The following is a 22,203-nucleotide window of genomic DNA, read 5'->3' as shown; positions in this document are numbered from 1 at the left end:
AAATGGGGAGAATACGTGTTAAATAGGATAAAATAGTTTATTATAGAAGGTAACATCATGTTATGATAAGGACAAGTCAGAATGAAGTTTTTTATATTCGACACAAAAAGTTCATGTTTTCTTCACAAAATGTTCGGGAAATATGATTTAATATATTGGAGTATGGGCGTAGATTAGTAGTAGAATGGGTTAACAATGTTTCTACTGTAATAATATTGCTATATAGAAGCGAATTATTTCATTTGAAATAGGCGCAAAAAGAAAGATGAAAGTTTTAAGAGGGGGTTAGAGTGATGAACCATGCAACAAGTGAGCTGCATGATGAGTCCGCTGTTACAAGTGTACCGGAAACAACTCGGATACAAGATTTAAAAGCACTCGTTAAAATGGGGATTGTAAACTCAAATACACTTACTGTATTTACAGGATTTTGGTTGGCATTACACTTTAATGGATTAAGTGTAATGGACAATCTGGATAAGTTATTCTTTACAATCGTTGGTTCTGGATTAGTTATGGCAGGGGTATGTTGTTTAAACAACTACATTGATCGAGACATCGATCCATTAATGGAAAGAACAAAGACCCGTCCAACGGTTACTGGAAAGTATAAACCAGGATTTGCACTTACATTTGGACTAGTCATATTACTTCTTGGTTTTGTATTTTTATTATTAACAACACCAATGGCAGTCTTAATGGGATTTATTGGTGCTTTCACATATGTTGTTCTATATAGTTTATGGACAAAGAGAAAGTATACACTAAATACTGTTGTAGGTAGTATATCTGGTGCAGTTCCACCTTTAATTGGATGGGCAGCAATCGATCCATCTTTAGGTCATCCAATTGCTTGGATGTTATTTTTAATTATGTTTATTTGGCAAATCCCACATTTCCTTGCATTAGCGATGAAACGTGTTGATGAATATCGAAATGCAGGAATTCCAATGCTTCCTGTAGTTCATGGATTTGAAATTACGAAACGCCAAATTATGATTTGGACAGTATGTTTATTACCACTACCATTTTATATGAGTGGACTAGGGATAACATTTATGGTAATTGCAACACTGCTTAACATCGGATGGATCGTTTTAGGATTTTATGGATTCCGTAAGAAAGATGACATAAAATGGTCCGTGCAAATGTTTGTTTATTCCCTAAATTATTTAACAATCTTATTTGTATCAATGATTGTAGTTACATTCTTCTAAGACAACGACATAATTGGATTTCTTTACGTTGAGATTTACTTTACTTAACTATAAAGTACAATCTAATTCACAAGGAAAGTGGGGGTTGTTTGTATGAAGAAACAGTGGCGACTGCTTTCGTTCGTTTCACTGCTGGCTTTACTGTTAGGGGGATGCGGTAAAGCCTTTCAATCTACTTTAATTCCGCAAGGAGAAGTAGCAAAAATGCAATATGATTTACTTCTACTGGCGAGTGCAATCATGGTAGGAGTAGTACTAGTAGTTACTATTATTTTCTTGTATGTAATTGTGCGTTTCCGACAAAAGAAAGGTCAGGAAGATTATATTCCAGAGCAAGTTGAAGGAAATCACAAGCTAGAAATTATATGGACAGTTATTCCGATTATTCTTTTACTAATCTTAGCTGTTCCAACGGTTACATATACATTCAAACTTGCTGATGTAAGTGCGATGGAGAAAAAGAATATTGATAAAGATACTATCGTTGTTGATGTAACAGCGAATCTTTATTGGTGGGAATTTTCTTATAAATCAGAAAAGATAGTAACTTCGCAAGATTTAGTCATCCCCACAGGTAAGAAAGTGTATTTAAATTTGAAGGGTGCCGATATTAAACACTCATTTTGGGTTCCATCTTTAGCTGGGAAAATGGATACAAATACAGACAATGTGAACAAAATGTGGTTAAAGGCAGATAAATCGGGCACTTATAATGGTTTTTGTACAGAATTTTGCGGCCCATCACATTCTTTAATGCAATTTAAAGTGAAAGCTTTAGATGAAAGCGAGTACAAAAATTGGCTTGCTGATATGAAGAAGATTGATGGGAAGAAAGAAGTAGCTTCAACAAAGGCGCAAGAGGGCCAAGAAATATTTAATAAAAGCTGTATTGGTTGTCACGCAGTTGGATCTAATGATAGTAGACCACCTTCCGCTCGTATCGCACCAAACTTAGCAAACTTTGCGGATCGCGATATGGTTGCCGGTATTGCCGAAAACAATGAAGAAAACTTAAAAAAATGGCTGAAAGATCCTGAAAATATGAAGCCAGGAAACAAAATGACTGGCAAATATGGCAACTTAACGGATGATCAAATTGATGCATTAAATGCATACTTACAAACGTTAAAAGTTGAAAAGTAAAGAGGGATTATTCGCGAAGGGGAGGTTGAAAACGTGAGTTCTGTAGCAAAAAAACAGGGGATGGGTGCTGTCATATGGGATTATTTAACGACAGTAGACCATAAAAAGATTGCCATTCTCTATTTAATTGCAGGTGGATTGTTTTTTGTAATAGGCGGAATAGAAGCTCTATTTATTCGCCTTCAATTAGCGATTCCTAACAACGCTTTTCTTGTTGGGGATGCTTATAATCAAGTATTGACGATGCACGGTACAACAATGATTTTCCTCGCAGCTATGCCACTCGTGTTTGCATTTATGAACGCCGCTGTACCACTTCAAATTGGTGCACGTGATGTAGCGTTCCCGTTTTTGAATTCACTCGGATTTTGGTTATTTTTCTTTGGTGGAGTATTTTTAAATTTAAGTTGGTTTTTAGGTGGAGCACCTGATGCAGGATGGACATCTTATGCATCTTTAGCTTTAGCTTCTAAAGGTCATGGTGTTGATTTCTATGTACTCGGTTTGCAAATCTCAGGTATTGGTACATTAATTGGAGGGATTAACTTCCTTGTCACCATTATTAATATGCGTGCGCCAGGAATGACGTATATGCGTATGCCGATGTTTACATGGACGACATTTGTAACATCTTCGCTTATATTATTCGCTTTTCCACCGTTAACTGTAGGATTAGGACTTTTAATGTTAGATCGTTTATTTGGAACAAGTTTCTTTAATCCAGCATTGGGTGGGAATACAATTATATGGGAGCATTTATTCTGGATTTTCGGTCATCCAGAAGTATACATTCTTATACTCCCAGCTTTCGGAATATTCTCAGAAATCTTCGCGACATTTTCGAAAAAACGATTGTTTGGTTATTCATCGATGGTGTTTGCGACTGTATTAATTGGATTTTTAGGATTTATGGTATGGGCGCATCATATGTTTACTGTTGGACTTGGTCCAGTTGCTAATGCTATTTTCTCAGTTGCAACAATGGCGATTGCGGTTCCGACTGGTATCAAAATATTCAACTGGCTCTTTACAATGTGGGGCGGAAGTATTCGTTTTACGACACCAATGATGTGGGCAGTAGCTTTCATTCCATCATTCGTAATGGGTGGAGTTACAGGGGTTATGCTAGCATCTGCACCAGCTGATTATCAATTTCATGATAACTATTTCGTAGTAGCACATTTTCATTATGTAATCGTTGGCGGTGTTGTATTTGGTTTACTTGCAGGAGCTCATTATTATTGGCCACTGATGTTTAATAAAGTATTAAATGAAACATTAGGAAAGATAACGTTTTGGCTATTCTTTATTGGTTTCCATTTAACGTTCTTTATTCAGCATTTCCTTGGCTTGATTGGTATGCCACGCCGTTACTACACATATCTTGAAGGGCAAGGGTTGGAAATGGGGAATATGATTAGTTCTATTGGAGCGGTGTTTATGGCTCTTGGGACTATTGTTCTTCTATTCAATGTAATTAAAACGACAGTATCAAAAGAAAAAGCTGGTCGTGATCCGTGGGATGCACGTACATTAGAATGGACAATGCCAGCACCGACACCAGAATATAACTTTAAACAATTACCATTTGTTCGCGGATTAGATCCGTTTTGGATTGAAAAACGTGAAGGTAATAAAGAGATGACAGCAGCGGAACCAGTTGGTGATATTCATATGCCAAATCCTTCGTTTTCACCATTTGTCATTTCTTTTGGATTGTTTATAGCGGCATTTGGTGCAATGTATATGCAGGGTGGAAAAGATAAGTTCTGGTTATTGGTAGCAATTATTGGTTTAATCATTACATTTGGCGCAATGTTCCTACGTTCAGTAATCGATGATCATGGATATCATATTCATAAAGAAGATTTAGATGATAAGGGGGGCAAGGCATAATGCATGTAGATGAAAAATTAACGAATGAAACATTTCCAGCAGAGCCTGAAAAAGCAACCCTTGAAGGGAAAAATAAGTTTGTCGGTTTTTGGTTATTTCTTGGAGGCGAAACAGTATTGTTCGCTTCCTTATTTGGCACATATTTAGCGTTAAAGAATTCTACAAATGGTGGACCAACATCTCAAGAGATGTTCCAAATGCCACTCGTTTTCATTATGACGATGCTTTTATTAACGAGTAGCTTAACGAGTGTATATGCGATGTATCACATGAAAAACTTTAACTTTAAGAAAATGCAACTTTGGTTACTAGTAACTGTATTGCTAGGTTTAGGGTTTTTAGGGTTTGAGATATATGAGTTTTATCATTATACACATGAATTTAAGCATACTATGAGAAGTAGTGCGTTTGGCTCTGCGTTTTATGCTCTTGTTGGTACACATGGACTCCACGTATTGTTTGGGTTATGTTGGATTTTAACATTAATCTTTAGAAATGCGAAGAGAGGTCTAAATTTATACAATGCACCAAAGTTTTATGTTGCATCGATTTATTGGCACTTTATTGACGTAGTTTGGGTGTTTATTTTCACTGTAGTATATTTAATGGGAATGGTGGGATAAACAATGGCGATAAAGCAAACGAATAATCCTAAAGTTGATCTTGTTTATCGGAAGAGAAAAAGTGCGGAGGAAATGAAGCATCAAGTTATTACGTTTGCATTAATGATTTTTTTAACATTAGTTGCATTTGTAGCAGTGGCGTATCCAAAAACTTTTAGTCCGACTTTCTCTGTTCCATTTATTTTACTATTAGCAGTGGTACAAGTAATTTTTCAATTGTATTATTTTATGCATATGAGTCATAAAGGACATGAAGCAGCAAGTTTCTTTCTATACTCTGGTCTGCTAATAGGGTTAATTACAATTTTAGCATTTATGACAATCGTCTGGATTTGAAAAGTGAAAAATAAGGGAGCTTGTGTTGTCACAGCTCCCTCTTCATATTATGGATAACCTTACGAAGGTAGGTGTGAAAATGAGTAACTTGTGGATATTTGGATTTCAGGCTTTATGGAGTCCAATCTTTTTAATATTTATGCTGTCGATTCTTATTGGGTACTTCTTAATTATTGGTCCATATAGAATGCGATTTGAAAATGCGACGAAGGTAAGTAAGAAGCAAATTTTTTATTTTACGACTGGTATTGTTCTTTTGTATTTTGTAAAGGGAGGGCCTATTGATTTAATTGGCCATATTATATTTAGTGCTCATATGTTTGAAATGGCAGTCATGTATATTGCAGTTCCACCGTTACTGTTGCTTGGTATACCGATTTGGTTATATCGTTACATTACTTCTTTTAAGTTCGTTCAAATTATATTAAAGGTATTTGCTAAACCACTTATTGCGTTGTTTGTATTTAACGGCCTGTTTTCTTTTTATCATTTACCAGTTGTTTTTGATACAGTAAAACAAAGTCAAATAGCTCATCCTATTTGTTTAGCTATATTGTTTTTTACAGCAATTATGATGTGGTGGCCGATGTTAAATCCATTACCAGAATATCAAACGTTAAGTGATATAAAGAAACTTGGTTATATGTTTGCTAACGGTATATTATTAACGCCTGCTTGTGCGTTAATCATTTTTGCGACAGCCCCGTTATTTGCAACGTATACGGATCCGGCTGCTTGGATGAAAGCGATGGAACTATGTGTACCAGCGGGCACTTTATCAGATTTAAATATAACGGGACCAGAATTTTTGCACTGGATGCCAGTTGTACAAGACCAGCAAACTGGTGGTATCATAATGAAAATTGTCCAGGAAATAGTGTACGGTACAATTATAGGCTATGTATTCTTTAGGTGGGCACGTAGAGAACGTGAAAAGGATAAGGAGCAGTTGCAACAATTGCCGCCGTATTTACAGACTAAGTGAAAAAGTGTATGGGATTCCATGCGCTTTTTCTTTTTAGTTTTAGCTCCTTTTAAGAAGGTTGAATTTTCTGACTTTTTATGTTAAGTTAGTGTAGGCGTGTACTAAAAGTGGATATAAAATTTACTACTAGCTTTCATGCGTAATAATTCCATATGTAGTGCAAGTTTTTTAGAGAGTTACAAATATATATTGTTATCTTTAATAAACACGAACTATTTTAAGGGGGAATTTTAATGGGTAGTAGTGGAAGTATGGTAAAGCCGATTAGTGGTTTTTTGACAGCACTAATTCAATATCCAGTACCAGTAGTAGAGTCACGTGCGGACATTGATAAACAAATTCAACAAATCATAAAAACAATTCATTCGACCAAATCAGGTTATCCTGGATTAGAATTAATAGTATTTCCTGAATATAGTACACAAGGGCTCAATACAAAAAAATGGACCACAGAAGAATTTTTATGTACAGTGCCTGGGCCAGAAACCGACTTATTTGCTGAGGCATGTAAAGAATCTAAAGTATATGGTGTTTTTTCGATAATGGAAAAAAATCCTGGTGGTGGAGAGCCATATAATACAGCAGTTATTATTGATCCACAAGGTGGTGCGACACGTTCCTAAGTGAAAAGCTTAGGCATTGTCGAACTTACAGTTCAACAGTGAACTGTCATTCCAAGAAGTCAAATGATAGGGTAACGCCTTGAAGGGCTTCCTTTAATACTCCGACATGCAGTGAAGTTAGCAAGAACTGAACTGTATGAAGCTCGGTGAAGTCGGTTGAGAGTTACCGTAATCCTATAGGATACGAAAGTCACTCAGAGGTGGGTGGTGTAACCTATAAACCGGAAGTCTATAAATTACCTATGGTTAGTATGCACTATGAACCAATAGAGTATGGTATGTGCGGACGAATCTCTGATGGTACGGGTCTATATCGGAAGTAAGTCGAAAGGCTTACTGACACAATTAGTGTCGCTACTGTGGATGAGTAAAACTCGCCTTTATGAAAGTCCATATATTGTTACAGGCAATATCAAGGTAGCAGGCTCATAGGAGAAACCTAACGGTATATGCACAGATAGGAATGACGGAACGTGGTAAGCTGTCAACACTGAGGGCTTGCTTCCGATGAAGTGGTTCTAGGGAAAACAATTGTAAATTGTATAACCTAGGTTTATGACAGTGAAAGTGGTGGCACAGTACCTATGAAACGTGTAATGAACGTGGAGGGATAGCCACTAGTCGATTGAAAACTGACTGTTACTTATGGTTGACATGGTTTCGAGTAAGACTAAAGAGATGTAAACCTCCAGTAAATAAGGGGAGGTTACAGCCCATGTTAAAGAAAACTAAACTAAGGCACAGTGAATATTACGACATGCAAAGAAAGTATGATGAGTTATATTCTAATAGCCTTAATGGTAACAATTTCTATAAATTAATTGATATTATCGGTTCGGAAGAAAATATTAGATTAGCATACCGCAACATCAAAACTAATAAGGGGAGTAACACGGCTGGAGTTGACAATTTAACCATTAAAGATATTTGGCACCTAAACGATACAAAGATTATTCATGAAGTTAGAAAACGATTAAATAACTATCAACCACAAGCAGTTAAAAGAGTCCTTATCCCAAAAGAGGGCAGTGATAAGAAGCGACCCCTGGGGATTCCAACAATTTGGGACAGATTAGTACAACAATCTATCCTCCAAGTATTGGAACCTATTTGTGAAGCTAAGTTTCATAACCATAGTTATGGATTTAGACCGAACAGAAGTACACACCATGCACTAAGTAGAGTTGTAAGTCTTATTAACATAGGTCACCAAAACTACTGTGTTGATATTGACATTAAGGGGTTCTTTGATAATGTATGCCACAAAAAGCTATTAAGGCAAATGTGGACTCTGGGAATAAGAGACAAATCACTTCTATGTGTTATTTCAAAAATCCTTAAATCTGAGATAGAAGGAGAGGGTATTCCCAATAAGGGTACTCCGCAAGGAGGAATTATTTCTCCTTTACTTTCCAACATTGTTCTAAATGAACTTGATTGGTGGATAAGTAGCCAATGGGAAACCTACAAACCTCACAGAATCTCTACTCGGCATTTAGGGTTTCGACAATATGCTAGGAAGTACACGAATCTAAAATGTGGTTATGTAGTGAGATACGCGGATGACTTCAAAATAATGTGTCGGACTTATGATGAAGCACAACGCTTTTATCATGCGACAGTTGATTTTCTCAAATCCCGCTTGGGATTAGAAATTAACCCCAAAAAGTCCAAAGTGGTTAATCTCAAGAAAAACTCGTCAGTTTTCCTTGGATTCAAAATCAAAGTGGTTAAACAAGGTAAAGCTAAATTTGGATATATTGCAAAAACCAGTATGTCCGACAAAGCTATTACAAAAGCTAAAAGACAACTAAAAGAACGAATCAAAGGAATTCAAAAGGAGCCGACTTCAGAGAAAGTTACTCAATTTAATTCAACCCTTCTTGGTATACAAAATTACTTTAAATATGCGGTTACAATTTACATGGATTTAACGGAGGTAAATTACTCTCTGCGAAGAGTCATAAGAACCAGACTTAGAAACAATATGAAGCACATGAAGTTCTGTGAAACATCTGTGAATTTTAAAAGGAAGACCAAAGGAATACAACCCAACACTAAGATTTACGCTGTACAGAACACTCCACTCTTACCAGTTACAGGAATACATCATAAAAACCCGTGGAATTTTTCGCAGGTTATCTGTAACTATACGGAAACGGGGCGTAATAAAGTACATAGTAATCTTAAGGCAATACCTAAGGATGTTCTCAACCAAGTTATGAGGACTTATTCGAAGAATAAAAGTATTGAGTACAACGATAATAGGATATCAAAATACGTTGCTCAATATGGTAAGTGTTATGTAACTGGTGAGGAAATTGGTATTGAACGTGTTCATTGTCATCACATTGTTCCCATTAAACAAGGTGGGGATGACAAGTACAACAACTTGGTAATTGTAGATTGGTTTATACACAAACTGATTCACATGACGAATCTTAATAAGATTACACATTACCTTCGGTCTTTTAAACTTAACAAGAAACAAATGGATAAACTGAATGTGCTAAGAACTAAAGCTGGAAATGAACCGATAGTAACATAATTTGATTTTAAAGTCAGTTGGAAACGATGGAACGCCGTATGCTAGGAAACTAGCACGTACGGTGTGAGGTGGGGGAAAAGGTGGAGATTACATCAAAGCCTTACCTATCATCATAAATGATTTTGAAGTATCGTAAGCTAAATCCTTGGGTACCAGTCGAGCCTTGGAAAGCTGGAGATTTAGGCTTACCTGTTTGTGTTGGACCTGGAGGAAGTAAATTAGCTGTTTGTATTTGTCATGATGGCATGTTCCCTGAAGTAGCTCGTGAAGCGGCCTATAAAGGTGCAAATGTCTTGATTCGTATTTCTGGATATAGCACACAAGTTAGTGAACAATGGATGCTAACCAATCGTTCAAATGCATGGCAGAATTTAATGTATACATTGTCGGTAAACTTAGCGGGTTATGATGGTGTATTTTATTACTTTGGTGAAGGACAAGTATGTAATTTTGATGGGACTACTTTAGTACAGGGGCATCGAAATCCTTGGGAGATTGTTACTGCTGAAGTATATCCAGAACTAGCAGATCAGGCTAGATTAGGATGGGGATTAGAAAATAATATATATAATCTAGGTTCAAGAGGATATGTAGCAACTCCTGGTGGGGTGAAAGAAAACCCATATACGTTTATAAAAGATTTAGCTGAAGGTAAATATAAGGTTCCTTGGGAAGATGAGATTAAAGTAAAAGATGGATCTATTTATGGATATCCAGTAAAAAAAACGATTCATTCTTAGGGAAGGGAAATAAAACAAGCGCATCATATTGATGCGCTTGTTTTTGTTAATCAATAATTTGAAGTTCTTTTAACTCTTTTTCGACATTTTGTAGGAGTTGTTCACTTTTTTGAAGTACATTCGTTGGGAAAGTCTCATCATCGCCATATTCAACGCCGTGAGGATAATAATGTTTTCCTAATAAGGGGGGGAGTAGTTTTACTTCAGCGTGTCTACTGCCGATGTCACCTTCAACAGCAACTCCTTGCACTCGTAAATAATAAATATCCTTTAATATTTCAAATTTATAATCGTATGTAACCCGTTCATAATCCCACTGTCCAGCAAGTACGAAGTGGTTGTTTTCCATGATTTCAGTTAAAAGAGTTAATTCAACGACGGCTCCATTAAATTTCGTATTTGTAAATTGCATATAATACCTCCTTTTTTAATGTTACACCATTATTTTTATAATAGTATGAATAATAAGAAAGTGCAATTCATATTGAGAGAAAAGGGATAATCCAGACTTTTTTCACGAAAATATGATATAGTGAAAAGAGTACGGTACACACAAAAAGAAAGAAAAGGATTTGTGTATATCTCAATTTTATGTTTTGTTCAGGAGGTATATCGTTTGAAGAAATTATTGCGTATCGTAATGATTACATTTTTAATTTTAGCTGTTGATTTATACGGAAAATTACTCGTTTCACAATATATATTAACCCCATCTCAATCAAAGCAAGAAAATAAAATTGTGAAAAAGAAAAAGCAAATTAAGGAAGACTCCTCAGACACTGTTTTAAATATGATTGGTGAAGACTCTGAAAATTTATTGGCGAAGTGGGGAGAACCCTCTCGAATAGAGCCGTCTGCATACGGATATGAATGGTGGGTATACAATCAGGATTTAACTCAGTATGCTCAATTTGGAGTTTCTGAACGTAAAGTTGTAACGGCGTATGCTGCTGGTGAACAAGTTAAGGTTCCACCTTATTATATAAATGAAAAATATGAAGAAGTATATAAAAAAAGTCCGCCTTCGCATGAAATTGCGTTAAAAAGAGGGAAAAATAGTTATCAATTTGAACTATCTGATACCGAAGTCATGGAACAACCGTTAATACCTGTAGAAGATGGATGGGCGCAATTGTATTTTGATCAATTTACACATGAGCTTGTGGGTGTTCGTTATATGGATGATGAAACATTATTACGCCAAAGACCGTATCAGCTCGTTTATTCAGGTGAATTAATAGCAGAACAACCATTGACTCCAGAAAAAATAAAACAAGTAGAAAATGGGAATATGCAACAAATTTTTGATTTAACAAATATCATTCGAAGTCGTCATAAATTATCATTATTAACATGGGATCAGGAAACAGCAGATGTTGCTGTTGGTCACAGTAAAGATATGAAAGACAATAATTATTTTTCTCATGACTCACCTACATTAGGTACGCTAGGAGATCGATTGCAGCGCGGGAAAGTAGGATTTCAACTTGCTGGTGAGAACATAGCGGCGCAACATAGTGATGGAATTGCGGCAGTGCAAGGTTGGTTAAATAGTGAGGGGCATAGAAAGAATTTATTAAATGAACAATTTACAGGATTAGGTGTTGGTGTATACGATAAATTTTATACACAAAACTTTATTCGAAAATAAAGCGAAACTGTAAGCGGTGGGGTGTTACATCACCTAATTAGTTACTTCGTATTCACTGAATTGTAGGTGGGAATCTGACCGTATGCAAATAGCAGAAAAAAAGGTGCATGAATCGTCTGAAAATAGGCGAACCATGTGCCTTTTTTTTCTTACTATATAGTAGATATACATGGAGAGGTGAGGATTATGCCAACAACAAAAGGGCCGTTACATCCATCGGTTCAACAGTTTAAAGAATTTGTAAACCATCACCCTAAAATGGTTCATGAGGTTAGAAATGGTCACAAAACTTGGCAACAATTTTATGAAGAATGGTACTTACTTGGTGAAGAAGATCCAATATGGGCAACTTATAGACCGGATGGAGCGCCTGCGTTTTCTTCGGTAAAAGAAAATAAAAAAGAAAAAGATAATCGAACTGAAGAGGAAAAAACTGCTGATGTGATGGGGCAAATGCTTTCTTTTTTTAAAAAGTTGGACGTGGAACAAATGCAGAACCATTTAGCCAATGTGACGAGTGCTATTGGGAGCGTGCAACAAGTTATTCAGCAATTTCAAGGTAACCGTACGCAGCAAGAACAAAGTACTTCAGAAAATAACCCGTTTTTCTTTCAAAAGGATTAGGGGGGAAAGATGATGAGAGCAGAAATTATGGAGTTTATAAAGGCTGATGAGGATTTATCTCGCTATATTAGAGAGCAACCGTACTGGTATAGAAAATTAACACGAAATCCTGAAGAAAAAGAGGCTTTTGAGTTAGCGGCGATGCAACATTTCAAAAAAACAATACCAGATAAAGTGGAAAAATTTCAAAATCAATTGGCTGTTGCTTCGATCATGATTGATATGTTTCAGTATATGAAGCAACAAAATGCAACCTAATTGCAAGTGAAAAATATGTCCGTCATGCAGGACTTTTGTTACAATAGAGATTGATTATTTAAAAAGGAGTTGCAGCATGACGGAAATTTGTTTAGTACGACATGGACAAACTGATTGGAATTTTCAAGAAATTATTCAGGGGCGAGAAGATATTCCGCTTAATGAAGTTGGTAAGAAGCAAGCGAGTCAAAGTGCAGCTGCTTTACAAGAAGAAACGTGGGATATCATTATAAGTAGCCCGTTAATTAGAGCGCAAGAAACGGCTAATGAAATCGCAAAGGCGGCTGGATTACAATCGATTTTATTAGATGATCGATTTGTTGAACGGAATTTTGGAGAAGCTTCAGGGAAGCCAGTTGCGACTGTTAGAGAGTTGATTGCTGAGGGTAAAGTAGAAGGTATGGAGCAAGATGAAGAGATTGTAGCTCGTTGCTTTGCTGCTTTAGAAGATGTTGCAACAACTCATTTTGGCAAACGTATTATTATTGTTGCTCACTCACACGCGATAAAAGCAATTTTACATGCCATTGAACCAGATGAAATTACATTTAAGACACCATTAAAAAATGCGTGTATTAGTTATGTGAAACAAAATAGTGGGAAATGGGATGTTCTTAAATATAATATAGCGGAACATATTAATGTATAAGTGTGTACGGATATAGTGTGAAAATAGTTTCATTATATCTTTCTTTTGAGTAAGTCACTTCAATTAGTAGTTCTAATCTAAATGTGGTATGATGGATACTCGGAGGTGTCTCTCATGATTGTAGCGACGCTAGAAAGCGTATTAATATTAGATAAGGCAGAGCAGCTTGCAAAAGCGATTATCTGTTCAGATATAGCAGAAGATTATCGTAAGTATTATAGAGAATTACATGAAGATATAGAACTTCAGACGTTAATTCAGCAATTTACAGCGATGAAAGAACGGTATGAGGAAGTACAGCGTTTTGGAAAATACCATCCTGACTACACTACCGTATCAATGAAAATGAGAGAATTAAAGCGTTCTGTGGACTTACATGATAAGGTTGCAGCTTTTAAAAGAGCAGAAACTGCTTTGCAGAAGTTATTAGATGAAGTTAGTGTAGCAATCGGTTCGGAAGTGTCTTCTTCCATTAAAGTACCAACAGGAAATCCATTCTTTGATGCTGGTGGCTGTGGTGGAGGTTGTGGTACTGGCGGAGGTTGTGGTTGTAAAAAAACGGGGTGATGTACCCCGTTTTTTAGAAGTTGGAAGAAAACGTATACAGAGTTTGTCCTGTAATGTTATAAATTTCTGATTGGTTTTCATAGAATATAAAATATATGTTTTTAAAAGGAGAAGATGGAGAAGATTATGTTCGGGCAACGACAAAGTATGATTGTTTATTTACATTCATTGAAACATGCCAAGATTTTAAGGAAATATGGTAACATACATTACATATCAAAACGATTAAAATATGCTGTAGTATATTGTGACATGGAACAAATTGAGCATATGATGCATAAGTTGAACAAACTTCCTTTTGTGAAAAAGATAGAACAGTCGTATCGCCCGTATTTAAAAACGGAATTTGAAAATTCCCGTCCTGATCGAGCAAAAGAATACGATTATAGCTAATAGAAAAAATCCCCTGCTAAGTTTAGCGGGGGATTTTTTAATTGAAATAAAGTGTTATTTCATCGGAGGAATGAAATTGTTCATTCGTAAAATGCCAATTAAATGATTAAAAAATAGTTCTTTTTCTGGGAAAGTTGTAGATGGCTTTACAGTAAAAGTAGCCACTTTTTTTCCGAGTTGCTCTGCCGTTTCTTCAAATAAAATGACACGTTTACTTTTTTTATTTTCAAATACAGGAATGCCTTCACGACATATGTATAATGGTTGGAAATCACCAGTAGTAGTTGGTTTTAATATTACAACAAGCGAACACACTTTTTTATCGTTTTTTATCGTTTCAAATTGTAACATATGTGCTATACGTTCTTGATTTGTTTTGGCAATTTCAAGTAATTCATATAAATCAGAGTAGCCTTCTCCGAGTTCTATAAAGCGTTGAATCATATTTTTTCCTCCTCTTTCTTTTACTGTACCATTTCACTTTTTAAATGAAAAGCACACAAAGAAAAAAAACCCTGCATAGCAGGGCCCTTCTTATACTAGCATGTACTAGTAAGAAGGAAAAGGGAGAGGAGAAACCGGAGGAAGAACTTATGGGGAAACGTAAGTCTTCTCCGCGGTTGGCAACAACATCGAAGGTGATGTTGTTATAATTATTTATGTCCAATCTAAATGAAGATATACATAATGAAATTAAATTTTATGTTGGGCTTTTTATTTTTCTTTTTTTTATTTTGTGATAGGATAAAAAAGATAAAGTGGAACTAATATACATATTGGATTCATATTAGTGAATGATGAGATGAATACATAAAAATAATGAGCGGTTATTTGATGGTGAGTTTTCCGATATTTAGGTGAATGTAATTTGTTAACGGTTACCGAAGTGGGAATGGCTTTGTATAATCGCTCGATAGATTGAAATAAAGGTAGTGACAACAGATGAGAGTAGTTTCAGGAAAATGTAAAGGACACCCACTTAAAGCGGTTCCTGGTAATACAACACGTCCAACGACAGATAAAGTAAAAGAATCTATTTTTAATATGATAGGTCCTTATTTTGATGGTGGTATTGCCCTTGATTTATTTGGTGGTAGTGGTGGTCTTGGAATTGAGGCTTTGAGCAGAGGGATCGATAAAGCGATTTTTGTTGATAGGGATAGTAAAGCGATAAAAGTAATTCATCAAAATTTAGAAAGTTGTAGAATACAGGAACAAGCTGAAGTATATCGAAATGATGCGGAACGTGCAGTAAAGGCGCTAATAAAACGTGAAATGTCATTCGATCTTATATTAATAGATCCTCCATATAAAGAGCAAAAAATTGTATCTTTAATTAGTGTAATGGATCAACATGGATTGCTGCATAGTGATGGATTAATTATGGCAGAGCATGGTAATGATGTGGTTTTACCTAATTCAATAGGCAGGCTTGTGAAAGTACGAGCTGAGAATTATGGGATTACTGCAATATCGATTTATAAGTATGAAGGTGAGGGGACAGAATGACAAGTATAGCTATTTCTTCAGGAAGTTTTGATCCAATTACCCTTGGGCATCTGGATATTATTAAAAGGGGAGCAAAAGTATTTGATGAGGTGTACGTAGTCGTTTTAAACAATTCATCAAAAAAACCATTCTTTTCAGTTGAAGAGCGATTAGAACTAATTCGAGAAGCGACAAAGGATATCCCGAATGTAAAAGTAGATTCGCATAGTGGGCTGTTAGTAGAGTATGCAAAAATGCGTAATGCAAATGCAATATTACGTGGTTTACGAGCAGTTTCTGATTTTGAATATGAGATGCAAATTACTTCTATGAATCGAAAATTAGATGAAAATATTGAAACATTTTTTATTATGACAAACAACCAATATTCATTTTTAAGCTCGAGTATTGTGAAAGAAGTTGCGAGGTATGGAGGAAGTGTAGTAGATCTTGTACCTCCTATTGTGGAGCGTGCTTTAAAAGAAAAGTTTCAAACCCCGTTAAAGTGAACGGGGTTTTTCTTTATACGTGCGCAAAAATAATAAAATAATATATAAGTATAGACAAAATAATGTAAAAATTGGTCCGTAATGTATAAAAGATGTCCAAATTTCATGTAGTATAGAAGGATGCTTGGATAAAAATACAGGAATATCTTTTGGTATAGGTGAGAAAGAACTCACTTTCTCATAAAATGGTGTCCAAAATACAAATGTAAAAATAGGGGCAAGAATACTTTGAATAATTCGTGCGAAAAAATAGGGTTTAAATCGGATATCTGTTTCAGCTAATATGCTAGCAACTTGTGCCTGAATAGAAAGACCGCTAAATGCTAAAATGAAGCTTGTTACCATAGCTTGTTGTAAGAGCGGTGTTTCATTTATTTGACTAATCATTTGGCTTCCGAGTGTCATTTCGAAAATACCTGATAATATAGGTATACTAAAATCCGTACTTAGTTGGAAGAATGATAAAATATGTTGCATAATAAAAGAAAGAGCTGCTGTAATGTGGAATACAGTAATCATTTTATTTAACACAGAGAATAAAATAATAAATCCGCCAATCATAAGTAATGTTTGAATAGAAGAAACGATAGCATCCCCAAGTAATTTACCGATTGGCCTTTTTTCTTGTAAGCGCGTCTCGTGAAGAATTAAAAAAGGGTTTTGAAAGCGGCGTTTTTTTGTAGTGTGTGTATTATTTTTGTAAGCGGTATTATGTCCGTAAAAACGCATAATTAATCCGACGGCAAAGTTACTGAAATAATGGGCAGCCGCTAATATAATTCCTAATTTCGGATTATTAAAAAAACCGATAGACACAGCACCGAAAATAAAAAGTGGATTAGAAGAATTTGTGAAAGAAACGAGGCGCTCCGCTTCAATCTGAGTTAAAAGATTGCTTTTTCGTAGTCTAGCGCTTAATTTGGCGCCTGCAGGGAAACCAGAAGCCATTCCCATGGCCCAAACAAATCCACCTATCCCTGGAACGCGAAAAAGTGGGCGCATGAGTGGTTCTAATATAACGCCAATAAATTTTACAACACCGATACTAATTAGAAGTTCTGCAATGATGAAAAACGGTAGTAGTGAAGGGAATACAACTTCCCACCATATATTTAACCCGCGAATAGAAGCTTGCAAAGCGGCTTGGGGGTGGAGTACAAGAGAAAAGGTTAAAAATAGCGTTGATATGGTAAGGAAAGCGGTTTTCCATTTTTCATACATGTAAGTAAATCCCCCTTTGTCCCAAAAAACGTTCATTTCAGTATACGTGGATACGTAGTGAATTTAGACCATAAGTATGAAAAAGGAATGAAAAAAATTAAAGGGTGAGAAAAATGAAAGAACCAAAGATTGGTTTAGCGCTTGGGTCTGGAGGAGCGAAAGGGTTTGCTCATATTGGTGTAATAAAGGTTTTAAGGGAAGCGGATATCCCTATTCATATGATTGCAGGAAGTAGTATGGGGGCGCTAATAGGTACGTTTTATGCGGCAAGTAGTAACGTTGAAAGATTGTATAAATTGGCATCTGTTTTTAAGCGGAAGTATTATTTAGATTTCACGGTACCAAAAATGGGATTTATTGCTGGAAAACGTGTCAAAGATATGATTAAAATGTTTACATATAATAAAAATTTAGAAGAGTTAGATATCCCGACGGCTGTTGTGGCTACTGACATACTGAAGGGGGAAAAAGTGGTTTTTACAAGTGGGCCAGTTGCAGATGCGGTGAGGGCTAGCATATCTGTTCCTGGAGTGTTTGTACCAGAAAAAATAGATGGACGATTATTAGTGGATGGTGGAGTTATTGATCGCATCCCAGTATCGGTTGTGAAAGAGTTAGGGGCCGATATTGTTATCGCTGTTGATGTATCTCCAATTAAGGTGAATGGAGATGTTACGTCCATTTATGACGTAATCATGCAAAGTATTGAAATTATGCAGCATGAGCTTGTAATGAATCGGCAAATTGCATCGGATTTAATGATGCGACCAGCTGTAGAGCAATTTAGTTCACGTGCTTTTACGAACATTGAAGACATTATTCGAGTTGGAGAAGTAGAAGCGGAAAAACATGTTTCAAATATTTATTTATTAATTGAGCAGTGGAAGGAGAAACATAATGTTTAAGCGTTTTCGGTTTATATATGCAATCTTAATAGGGGTTATATTGGCGATGTTACTTGTTTACGTACGTTTACCGTATTATGTAACAAAACCAGGAATGGCTGCCAAATTAGAGCCTTACGTTCAAGTTGAGGGTGGAACGAAAGAATCTGGTGATTTTATGCTTGTTACGGTTTCAATGGGGCCAGCAAATGTGGTGAATTTAATAGCGGCACAGTTTAATAAATATACACATATTTCGAAAGCGGAAGAAATATTGCAAAAAGGTGAGAGTGATGAAGAATATCAATTTCGCCAAAATTATGCGATGAAAGATTCACAAAATGCCGCAATTTATAATGCATATAAACGTGCAAATCGCTCTGTTTCTTTTGAAAATAAAGGTGTATTAGTTGCTGGTGTGGCAAAAGGAATGCCGTCAGAAGGAAAGCTTAAGCTTGGTGATGTTATTATAGCTGTTGACGGAAAAACATTTGAAAAGACGGAGCAATTTATTGAATATATGACTGGGAAAAAAGAAAGCGATGCTGTAAGTATTGAGTACATGAGAAATGGAAAACAATTGAAAGAAAATTTAAATGTAAAGACGATTCCTAATGGAAATGGACGTGTCGGTATAGGTGTTTCTATCGTTACGGAAAGAGAATTAGTGGTCGATCCGAAAGTGAAAATTAATTCTCATGAAATTGGTGGACCATCCGCAGGTTTAATGTTTACATTAGAAATATATAATCAACTTGTGGAAGAAGACTTAACAAAAGGACATGAGATAGCTGGAACAGGTACAATTAATGAAAAAGGAGAAGTGGGCCCAATTGGTGGTATAAATCAAAAAGTGGTGGCTGCTAGCGATGCCGGGGCTGAAGTGTTCTTTGCGCCAAATGAAAAAGGTGCGGAGAAATCGAACTATAAAGATGCACTTGAGACTGCAAAGGATATTAAAACAAAAATGAAAATTATACCAGTGGATACGCTGGATGATGCGTTAACATATTTAGAAAAGATGGATAAGGAAAAAACCTCTCTGAAATAGAGAGGTTTTTTTATAGGAATTTTGTAGTTGTTTCATCATAGCGAATAGGATGGTGTGTTATATCCTGTTTTAATAGTTGCGTGCGTAACGGTTCGTGCATGATGGAGAAATATACAGAGTTTGCTTTTTTCTCTATATCTAAAGCGGCATGGTCAAATGTTTTTGTATGAGTAAGGATTGGAAGTTCGATTTTTTTCTTGTTTTTTGAAAGATAAGTTTGTCCTTTTTGTGACATGCCTAACAGGCGGATATATGGTGCGTGTTGTTCTATATTTGCGCTACGTATTTCCTCTTTTGTTGTGTTTGTTAAAATGTGTGTACAAGCTCTTTGTAATCTAGTCCATGTATAACGTTTTGTTTTTAATGCTTCCATGAATGAATAGAAGGAGGAACTGTTTTGTATTTTTGATAAAATACGATGCTCTAAACCTTCTTCTATTTCATATATATGTCGTAAGTCCCCTGGAGACATCGTCATGAGTTTATATTTAAAAAATGAAAAGTATTGTTCCCAATTATGTAATATCCCGTAGTTTTGTTTGTAATTTGCTAAAAGCGAAGTGGTTGACTGTGGGAGAAAAGGTTCAATTGTTGTAAATGATCCTTCTTCGCTAAAGAGTTGTTTTCGGATGCTTGTCGCGCTTGCAATATATTGGTCATTAAATGTTTCATCATGATAATGAGAGGCAAATCTTTGTATAGTTTGAGCTTGTATAGAACTATTCTGTGACAGAATTGCTTTCATATATTGGAAGCCTAAAATATTATTTGGTTGTGACATATCAATGTTGTTTTCGGATGTTAAAATGTGTGAGAAAGCATCTGATGTTGCTTTTGCATAACTATTACCAGCGTCCATGAATTGTTTTACAAGGCAGTTAAAAGTCTCTTCTTCGTTTTTTTGTACGGAGATGGTATTATAAAAGTTTTTGATTTGTCCATCCTCACTACCGAAACAAATTTCAGAAACACGTAGGGCATTTAAAATGGAAATAGCACCATTTGCGAAGGTTTCAGCCTTTTGTGTTGCAAAGACGTATGGAAGCTCTACAACAAGGTCTACGCCGTTTGCTAAGGCCATTTTAGTGCGATACCATTTGGAAATGAGTGCGGGCTCACCACGCTGTAAAAAAGGACCACTCATAACGGCAATTATTATATCGGATTGTGTTAACTTTTTTGTCTGTTGCACATGATAAAGATGACCGTTATGAAAAGGGTTATATTCAACAACAATACCACCAGCTTTTATGGTAATCTCTCCTTTCGATGTAGCATCTTTTTGAAAAACGTGATACTCTATATATTATTTACTATGATGACTTCATTATAGTGTAAAGAAAAAACATTGACAAATATAAAATGGCTAGCTATAATTTTGTTTGTTGCCTTGAGGTGATATGATATGAAATGGTCCATCCATCAATTGAATAAATTGAGAAATAAAGGATTGACATTGGATGAGATGGTAGATGTAAGTGAGCTAAAAGAGGTCGAGAAAGATATTCGTGAAATTAATCCTGTGCATGTAATGGGAAGAGTTGATTTTGGCTCCGGTAAGTTTACGTTTCATCTACATATAACTGGAAGCATGGTTTTACCATGTTCTCGCTCTTTAGTAGATGTGACATTACCATTTGACATTAAAACAACTGAGGTGTTCCAAACTTCACAAGAAGAATTTGAAACTGAAGCTGAAATTCATTCTTTAGAAGGAGAAGTACTTGACTTACTGCCCGTAATCAAGGAAAATATACTTTTGGAGATTCCAATGCAAATTTTCAGTGATGATGTTTCTGGTGGAGCACCGACGCAAGGTCAAGACTGGCAAGTGATTTCGGAAGAAGACAAAGAAAAGACTGTTGATCCAAGATTGGCAGGACTTGCAAAGTTTTTTGACAAATAATCGGAAGACTGGTTCAGGCCTTCATATGAAAATAACTATTTCTTTTAAGGAGGTGGGAAGAATGGCTGTACCTTTTAGAAGAACTTCTAAAACAGTAAAAAGAAAGCGTCGTACGCATTTCAAATTATCAGTACCTGGTATGGTAGAGTGCCCAAGCTGTGGTGAAGCGAAATTAGCTCACCGTGTATGTAAAGCATGCGGTACTTACAAAGGTAAAGAAGTAATCAGCAAGTAATTGCGGGAAAATAAACGCAGAAGATATCTTCTGCGTTTATTTTTTTTTGTCTTAATCTTTAGTTGTTGTATTCTATCTTTTCTAGTAACTGCATATGCTTAATAAAAAATGCATAGGGAGGACTAGAGAGATGGCGACAACAAGACAAGATGCTTGGACTGATGATGAAGATTTGCTTCTGGCAGAAGTAGTACTCCGGCATATTCGAGAAGGTGGAACACAACTTTCTGCCTTTAAGGAAGTGGGAAAAAATTTATCACGTACACCAGCAGCATGTGGATTTAGATGGAATTCTTACGTAAGAAAGCAATATAAAGAACGTATTGAGGAAGCAAAGCAACTTCGTAAAGTAGAAAATTATGAAGTGAAAGAGACGAAGGTGTTAGAACCTACGTCAATTACGTTGAATGATGTTATTGACTTCTTGCAAAATTATAAAGATGAAAACTCTTTAACGGTGTTGCAACAACAAGTTGAATCATTACAAACAGAAAGAGAGCGTCTTCTGGAGCGATTATCAGTATATGAGGAAGAGTATAGAACATTACTTGATTATATCGATCAAAAAAGAAGTGTAATGGTAGTGGAAAGAAACAACGCTCGCTCGAATGAAAAGTTAGAGAAGCTTAAGAAATAAAAAACAGCTGTTATACAGC

General features: G+C 35.8%; 24 protein-coding genes and 2 pseudogenes. 22 read left to right on the top strand and 4 right to left on the bottom strand.

Translation table 11 applies throughout. The features are described 5' to 3' along the window. Positions 1-293: 293 nt before the first annotated feature. From ctaB to NZ044_RS19370, 9 genes and pseudogenes are all read left to right on the top strand, one after another. The gene (gene ctaB, locus NZ044_RS19410) at positions 294-1,217 is read left to right on the top strand and encodes a protoheme IX farnesyltransferase (protein ID WP_001015054.1); all 924 of its coding nucleotides are present in this window, start codon (positions 294-296) and stop codon (positions 1,215-1,217) included. A gap of 93 nt (positions 1,218-1,310) precedes the next feature. Next, on the top strand, positions 1,311-2,360 hold the full coding sequence (coxB, locus tag NZ044_RS19405) for a cytochrome c oxidase subunit II (RefSeq protein ID WP_000745273.1): 1,050 nt from the start codon (positions 1,311-1,313) through the stop codon (positions 2,358-2,360). Positions 2,361-2,420: 60 nt separating this feature from the next. Further along, the gene (gene ctaD / locus NZ044_RS19400; RefSeq protein WP_153577875.1) at positions 2,421-4,256 is read left to right on the top strand and encodes a cytochrome c oxidase subunit I; all 1,836 of its coding nucleotides are present in this window, start codon (positions 2,421-2,423) and stop codon (positions 4,254-4,256) included. Further along, positions 4,256-4,879, top strand: coding sequence for a cytochrome c oxidase subunit III (gene ctaE, locus NZ044_RS19395; protein ID WP_000557861.1), 624 nt, complete (start codon positions 4,256-4,258; stop codon positions 4,877-4,879). Before ctaD ends, ctaE begins: the two co-directional genes overlap by 1 nt. Positions 4,880-4,882: 3 nt before the next feature. After that, complete coding sequence (ctaF, locus tag NZ044_RS19390) at positions 4,883-5,215, top strand: cytochrome c oxidase subunit IVB (RefSeq protein WP_000985703.1); 333 nt, start codon at positions 4,883-4,885, stop codon at positions 5,213-5,215. A gap of 79 nt (positions 5,216-5,294) precedes the next feature. Continuing rightward, positions 5,295-6,200, top strand: coding sequence for a cytochrome c oxidase assembly factor CtaG (ctaG, locus tag NZ044_RS19385; protein WP_041488175.1), 906 nt, complete (start codon positions 5,295-5,297; stop codon positions 6,198-6,200). A 233-nt stretch (positions 6,201-6,433) separates the two neighbouring features. Next, a pseudogene (locus NZ044_RS19380) lies at positions 6,434-6,805 on the top strand (nitrilase-related carbon-nitrogen hydrolase); the annotation flags it as partial. Positions 6,806-7,538: 733 nt separating this feature from the next. After that, positions 7,539-9,371 carry a group II intron reverse transcriptase/maturase gene (gene ltrA / locus NZ044_RS19375; protein WP_252598036.1) on the top strand — a complete coding sequence of 611 codons (1,833 nt, stop codon included), beginning with the start codon at positions 7,539-7,541 and terminating at the stop codon, positions 9,369-9,371. Between the two features lie 116 nt (positions 9,372-9,487). Next, positions 9,488-10,111, top strand: a pseudogene (locus NZ044_RS19370) (formamidase); the annotation flags it as partial. 46 nt (positions 10,112-10,157) lie between these two features. Here the strand turns inward: NZ044_RS19370 and NZ044_RS19365 are convergent. Continuing rightward, positions 10,158-10,523: a YugN family protein gene (locus NZ044_RS19365; RefSeq protein WP_001160945.1), complete on the bottom strand. Its 366-nt coding sequence runs from the start codon at positions 10,521-10,523 to the stop codon at positions 10,158-10,160. Between the two features lie 204 nt (positions 10,524-10,727). Here NZ044_RS19365 and NZ044_RS19360 point away from each other — a divergent pair, with 204 nt between their 5' ends. The 6 genes from NZ044_RS19360 to NZ044_RS19335 all read left to right on the top strand — a co-directional run bounded on the left by NZ044_RS19360 (position 10,728) and on the right by NZ044_RS19335 (position 14,253). Continuing rightward, positions 10,728-11,762 (top strand): CAP domain-containing protein, encoded by a 1,035-nt coding sequence (locus NZ044_RS19360; protein WP_000735371.1) that lies wholly within the window; start codon positions 10,728-10,730, stop codon positions 11,760-11,762. Positions 11,763-11,948: 186 nt separating this feature from the next. Then, positions 11,949-12,386 carry a YlbD family protein gene (locus tag NZ044_RS19355; RefSeq protein ID WP_001143333.1) on the top strand — a complete coding sequence of 146 codons (438 nt, stop codon included), beginning with the start codon at positions 11,949-11,951 and terminating at the stop codon, positions 12,384-12,386. A gap of 12 nt (positions 12,387-12,398) precedes the next feature. Beyond that, the gene (locus NZ044_RS19350; RefSeq protein WP_001200990.1) at positions 12,399-12,644 is read left to right on the top strand and encodes a YlbE-like family protein; all 246 of its coding nucleotides are present in this window, start codon (positions 12,399-12,401) and stop codon (positions 12,642-12,644) included. A gap of 76 nt (positions 12,645-12,720) precedes the next feature. Then, entirely contained in the window at positions 12,721-13,293 is a 573-nt protein-coding gene (locus tag NZ044_RS19345) for a histidine phosphatase family protein (protein WP_000134944.1), read from the top strand. Positions 13,294-13,407: 114 nt separating this feature from the next. After that, positions 13,408-13,860, top strand: coding sequence for a YlbF family regulator (locus NZ044_RS19340; RefSeq protein ID WP_000634361.1), 453 nt, complete (start codon positions 13,408-13,410; stop codon positions 13,858-13,860). A gap of 126 nt (positions 13,861-13,986) precedes the next feature. Further along, complete coding sequence (locus NZ044_RS19335; RefSeq protein ID WP_002082261.1) at positions 13,987-14,253, top strand: YlbG family protein; 267 nt, start codon at positions 13,987-13,989, stop codon at positions 14,251-14,253. Between the two features lie 54 nt (positions 14,254-14,307). Here NZ044_RS19335 and NZ044_RS19330 read toward each other — a convergent pair whose 3' ends face one another. Continuing rightward, positions 14,308-14,697 carry a DUF7147 family protein gene (locus NZ044_RS19330; protein WP_000616017.1) on the bottom strand — a complete coding sequence of 130 codons (390 nt, stop codon included), beginning with the start codon at positions 14,695-14,697 and terminating at the stop codon, positions 14,308-14,310. 498 nt (positions 14,698-15,195) lie between these two features. On the opposite strand from NZ044_RS19330, the gene rsmD reads away from it, so the two are divergent. Next, the gene (rsmD, locus tag NZ044_RS19325) at positions 15,196-15,762 is read left to right on the top strand and encodes a 16S rRNA (guanine(966)-N(2))-methyltransferase RsmD (protein ID WP_001266977.1); all 567 of its coding nucleotides are present in this window, start codon (positions 15,196-15,198) and stop codon (positions 15,760-15,762) included. Beyond that, positions 15,759-16,250: a pantetheine-phosphate adenylyltransferase gene (gene coaD / locus NZ044_RS19320; protein WP_000200601.1), complete on the top strand. Its 492-nt coding sequence runs from the start codon at positions 15,759-15,761 to the stop codon at positions 16,248-16,250. Before rsmD ends, coaD begins: the two co-directional genes overlap by 4 nt. Here coaD and ylbJ read toward each other — a convergent pair. Beyond that, positions 16,242-17,471: a sporulation integral membrane protein YlbJ gene (gene ylbJ / locus NZ044_RS19315; RefSeq protein WP_000273087.1), complete on the bottom strand. Its 1,230-nt coding sequence runs from the start codon at positions 17,469-17,471 to the stop codon at positions 16,242-16,244. The two genes, coaD and ylbJ, sit on opposite strands and share 9 nt — an antisense overlap. A gap of 113 nt (positions 17,472-17,584) precedes the next feature. Between ylbJ and NZ044_RS19310 the strand changes: the two genes are divergently transcribed. Beyond that, complete coding sequence (locus NZ044_RS19310) at positions 17,585-18,376, top strand: patatin-like phospholipase family protein (RefSeq protein ID WP_000662584.1); 792 nt, start codon at positions 17,585-17,587, stop codon at positions 18,374-18,376. Further along, entirely contained in the window at positions 18,369-19,406 is a 1,038-nt protein-coding gene (locus tag NZ044_RS19305; RefSeq protein ID WP_000476296.1) for a SepM family pheromone-processing serine protease, read from the top strand. Before NZ044_RS19310 ends, NZ044_RS19305 begins: the two co-directional genes overlap by 8 nt. 10 nt (positions 19,407-19,416) lie before the next feature. On the opposite strand, the gene NZ044_RS19300 is transcribed toward NZ044_RS19305, so the two are convergent. Beyond that, positions 19,417-20,598 carry a nucleotidyltransferase gene (locus NZ044_RS19300; protein ID WP_229144984.1) on the bottom strand — a complete coding sequence of 394 codons (1,182 nt, stop codon included), beginning with the start codon at positions 20,596-20,598 and terminating at the stop codon, positions 19,417-19,419. Between the two features lie 213 nt (positions 20,599-20,811). Here NZ044_RS19300 and NZ044_RS19295 point away from each other — a divergent pair, with 213 nt between their 5' ends. The 3 genes from NZ044_RS19295 to NZ044_RS19285 all read left to right on the top strand — a co-directional run bounded on the left by NZ044_RS19295 (position 20,812) and on the right by NZ044_RS19285 (position 22,184). Then, positions 20,812-21,312: a YceD family protein gene (locus tag NZ044_RS19295; protein ID WP_000872137.1), complete on the top strand. Its 501-nt coding sequence runs from the start codon at positions 20,812-20,814 to the stop codon at positions 21,310-21,312. A 61-nt stretch (positions 21,313-21,373) separates the two neighbouring features. After that, a complete protein-coding gene (gene rpmF / locus NZ044_RS19290; RefSeq protein WP_001984764.1) occupies positions 21,374-21,547 on the top strand; it encodes a 50S ribosomal protein L32 in 174 nt (57 codons plus the stop codon). A gap of 130 nt (positions 21,548-21,677) precedes the next feature. Then, positions 21,678-22,184: an RsfA family transcriptional regulator gene (locus NZ044_RS19285; protein WP_000246470.1), complete on the top strand. Its 507-nt coding sequence runs from the start codon at positions 21,678-21,680 to the stop codon at positions 22,182-22,184. Positions 22,185-22,203 lie beyond the last annotated feature (19 nt).

Source organism: Bacillus sp. FSL K6-1338 (genome assembly GCF_038006965.1).
GTDB lineage: Bacteria > Bacillota > Bacilli > Bacillales > Bacillaceae_G > Bacillus_A > Bacillus_A thuringiensis_S.
This window is presented reverse-complemented; position numbering and strand designations above follow the sequence as displayed.